Below are 3,539 nucleotides of genomic sequence, written 5' to 3'. Positions count from 1 at the left end.
GGTCGCGCTGGCCGCTCAGGCTGCCGGTGAGGGTCAGGCGGCCCAGCGGGTTGTCGAAGTTCACCAGCACCCGCCCGTCGCCCGACAGGCTGGCCACGGTGGCGCTGCCGCCCGCGCCGATGGCCACCAGCTCGCCCGCGCCGGAGACGGCGCCCACGTTGATGGCCCCGCCGTTGGGCCGCAGCGTCAGGCTGCCGGCGCCGGTGACGGAGCCCACCTCCAGCTGCGCATTACCGCCTTCGGTGCGCAAGGTCAGGGCCTGGCCGGCGCGGTCCACCTGGCCGGTGAAAAGGCGCACGGGGCTGGCGCTGCCGGTGCTCAGCGACAGGATCTGGGCCGCGTCGGTCAAGGTGATGGCGCCGGTGATGACGCCGCCGGGCACCGCGCCGAAGACGGTCTGCACATCGGTGGCCGTGCTGCTCAGCCGCCCGCCCAGCGCGATGGGCGCCGTCAGGCGCGTCGCGACGTTGGCATCGACGATCTGCAGCTCACCGCCGCGCTGCACCTGGATGCCACTGCTGCCTGCCAGCGCCTGGCCGGCCGCGCCTAGCACCGCGCCGGCCATCACCGTGGTGGCGCCGCTGAAGCTGTTGTCGCCACTCAACACGGTGGCGCCGGCCGCTGCCGTGAACCCGCCGCTGCCGCTGATGTCGCCGCGCAGGAACAGCTGGCTGCCAAGGCTGCGTCCGCCGCTGACCTGCAGCGTGCTGTCCAGCAGCAGCGCGTTGTCCACCGTGCCGTGGCCGGCGTCGGACAGCATGCGCAGGTAGGCGCCGCTGCCCTGGAAGCGCAGGGCGTTGCCGCTGAGCGTGGGTGCCGGTGCGCTGGCGCCCAGCGTCAGGCCCAGCAGCGGGAACACCCCGGCCAGGTCGTTGAAGCTGGTGGCGCGGCTGGCGCTGTCGAACAGCAGCTCACCCCCGGCCTGCGGCAGCCCGCCCGACCAGTTGGCCGCGTCGGCCCAGCTGCCGCTGGCAGCGCCGGTCCAGCTGTGCACGGCCGCACCGCCGGCGGCGGGCAGCAGGCCGGCGAGTGCCAGCAGGGCGGGCAGCGTGCGCAGCGCTGGCGGAATGCGGCGGGTGGGCATGGGTCGGCTCCTGGCATGTGCAGGCAAGCTCGTCCGGCTTGCCTTGGCGGCCATCTTGTCCGACCAGCGTCTCAGCGGCGTCTCAGCGGGCGTCTCCCAAGAGCGCCGCAGCCCCCTAGCTTGGAGGGGCCCCGTTCAATACTTGGAGAAGTTCGCGTTGACCCGGCGGTAGAGGTAGTCCTCCGCCGTGATCGGCTCGTACTTCTTCGCCGGGCCCTGGATCACCACGTCGCGGTTGGCCTGCGCGAAGAAGGCCAGGCTGTAGCGGGCGCCCTGGTACTCGTCGGGGCGCGGGTTCTTCACGCGGTGGAAGTTGCTCTTGAGCTGGTCGTCGCTCCAGCGCATGAGCATGTCGCCGATGTTGCAGGTGATCACGTCGTCGGCCGGGTCGATCGGCGTCCAGGCCTGCTGCTCATGCTCCTTGCCTGGCAGCACCTGCAGCCCGCCCTGGCCGGCCTGCTGGAACAGCAGCGTCAGGCAGTCGAAGTCGGTGTGCGCACCGGCGCGCCACAGGCCCAGCTGATCGCGCTGCTCGGGCGGGATCGCAAAGTAATGCAGCAGCCGCAGCGTGCTCTGGTAGGCCGGCACCGCGGGGTCGTGGGCGTGGGTGAAAAACGCGCTGCCAAAGCCCAGCTTGTCGGCAAAGCACGAGAGGATGCGCATGGCCACCTGCCAGCACTGCGCCTCGAAGGCCAGCATGGTCTGCTGGAAGTCGGGCAGCGCGGCTTCACCCGGCCACAGGCCTTCCATGTGCGGGCGGGTGATCTGGTACGACTCCTTCTGGTCGGGCGTGCCGGTGGAAGGGCGCACCTGGGCCCGGCTTTCCCAGCCGGCGTTGAAGGCCTTCTTCAGCGGGTGGCGGGCCTTGACCTCGTCGGGCAACGCAAAGAAGGCTTCGGTCATCGCGAAGGCGCGCTGGATGTCGGCCAGGGCGATGCCGTGGTTCGTCACCTGGAAAAAGCCGATGTCGACCGAGGCGGCCCACAGCTGTTCGGTGATCTCGGCTTTGCGGGCCTCGAAGTCGGAGAGGTCGATGCGGCGGATCTCGCGCGCATGGGTCTCGGAGCCCATCGCGCCCATGCGCGATTCCTTGGCCAGTTCCTGCATCGTGGTGGTGTCGGTCATGGGGTTCTCACATGTTCCAGTAGGCGCGGTGGGGTGCCGCGGCTTCGTCCCGCAGCGCGGGACCGATCACTTGCATGTCGTGCGGCGCGGCGGCAAACACCTCGCGGCACGACATTTCGATGTCGCCGGCCGCAGCCTGCGACGCGCGGAACGTGCGCAGGCTGACCGCATCGATGCCGAACACCACGCGGCGGATGTTCGACCAGAAGATGGCGCCGGCGCACATCACGCAGGGCTCGCCCGAGGCGTACATCGTGGCGCCAGCCATCACCTCGCGGCCATGGGCCGGCGTGGCCAGGCGCAGTGCATTCGTCTCTGCATGCGCGGTGCAGTCGCCGGTCACGGCATTGTTGTTGGCGGCTTCGGCCAGCACCTGGCCGTCGGCCGCCACGATCACCGCGCCGAAGGGCCGGTTGCCGGCCTGCGCCGTCTGGGCCGACAACGCGATGGCCCGGCGCAGGTACAGCGCGTCCTGCTCGGTGAGGTCGGCGGTCTGTTCGTTCAACTCGCTGGCCATGGCATCAGGCCTTGGGCAGCCGGTCTGCCTTGGGCGGCAGGAACGACAGGTTGTACAGCGCGTCGGCATTGGGCGCCTGCTTGAGCGCGAAGGTCTGGCTCACCTCGGCCACCTGGGCCCGCACCAGCTCGGGCCGCACGTCGCCCAGGCCGTGGCTGCGGGCATCGGCCGTGGCCACGTAGCCGGCGGTGATCTTGAAGCGCTCGGCTTCCACCTTCTCGTCCACCATCGGCTCGCGGCGCTTGACGTACTGCATCGCGCCGGCGGGGTCGGCCAGGCATTCCAGCAGCGCGCGGTTGGTGGCCTTGAGGAAGCCGCGCACCGCCTGCGGCTTGTCGGCCATCAGCTTGGTGGAGGCCAGGATGGCATTGCCGTACAGGTTCAGCCCGGCGTCGGCGTACGAGAGCACGCTCAGCTGCGCCGGATCGAGCCGTTGGAACAGTGACAGCGCGGAGTCGTGGAAGTAGGTGGCGCCGTCCACGTCGCCGCGGATGATCACGTTGTCGCGCTGCGAAAAATCGGTGGTCACCCACTCGATGGCTTCGGGCTTCATGCCGGCATGCCTGGCCGCCATCGGCCAGGCGCGGCGGGTGCTTTCCACCGCGGCGGCGGCGATGCGCTTGCCCTGCAGGCTCTTGAAGTCCTGCGTGATGCCGCGGTCCTTGCGGCCGATGATGACGAAGGGCGCGCGGTTGTAGTACTGGTAGACGGCCTGCAGCAGCGGCGCGCCGGCTTGCGAGGCATTGAACTCGATCAGCGCGCTGATGTCGCCGAAGCCCATGTCGTAGGCGCCGCTGGCCACGCGGGTGATGG

The 3,539-nt window shown here is 70.3% G+C and carries 4 protein-coding genes; all 4 read right to left on the bottom strand.

Annotated features, from left to right (window positions below; translation table 11 throughout):
- A partial coding sequence (locus tag ABNT58_RS10760; RefSeq protein WP_348753477.1) for a hypothetical protein occupies positions 1-1,084 on the bottom strand: 1,084 nt, incomplete at its 3' end.
- Positions 1,085-1,219: 135 nt separating this feature from the next.
- Complete coding sequence (locus tag ABNT58_RS10755) at positions 1,220-2,209, bottom strand: 2OG-Fe(II) oxygenase family protein (RefSeq protein ID WP_348753476.1); 990 nt, start codon at positions 2,207-2,209, stop codon at positions 1,220-1,222.
- A 7-nt stretch (positions 2,210-2,216) separates the two neighbouring features.
- Positions 2,217-2,726 (bottom strand): nucleoside deaminase, encoded by a 510-nt coding sequence (locus tag ABNT58_RS10750; RefSeq protein WP_348753475.1) that lies wholly within the window; start codon positions 2,724-2,726, stop codon positions 2,217-2,219.
- Between the two features lie 4 nt (positions 2,727-2,730).
- Positions 2,731-3,539 (bottom strand): ABC transporter substrate-binding protein (locus ABNT58_RS10745; RefSeq protein WP_348753474.1); only part of this gene is annotated, 809 nt, incomplete at its 5' end.

The organism is uncultured Aquincola sp. (assembly GCF_964001545.1).
GTDB lineage: Bacteria > Pseudomonadota > Gammaproteobacteria > Burkholderiales > Burkholderiaceae_C > Aquincola.
This window is presented reverse-complemented; position numbering and strand designations above follow the sequence as displayed.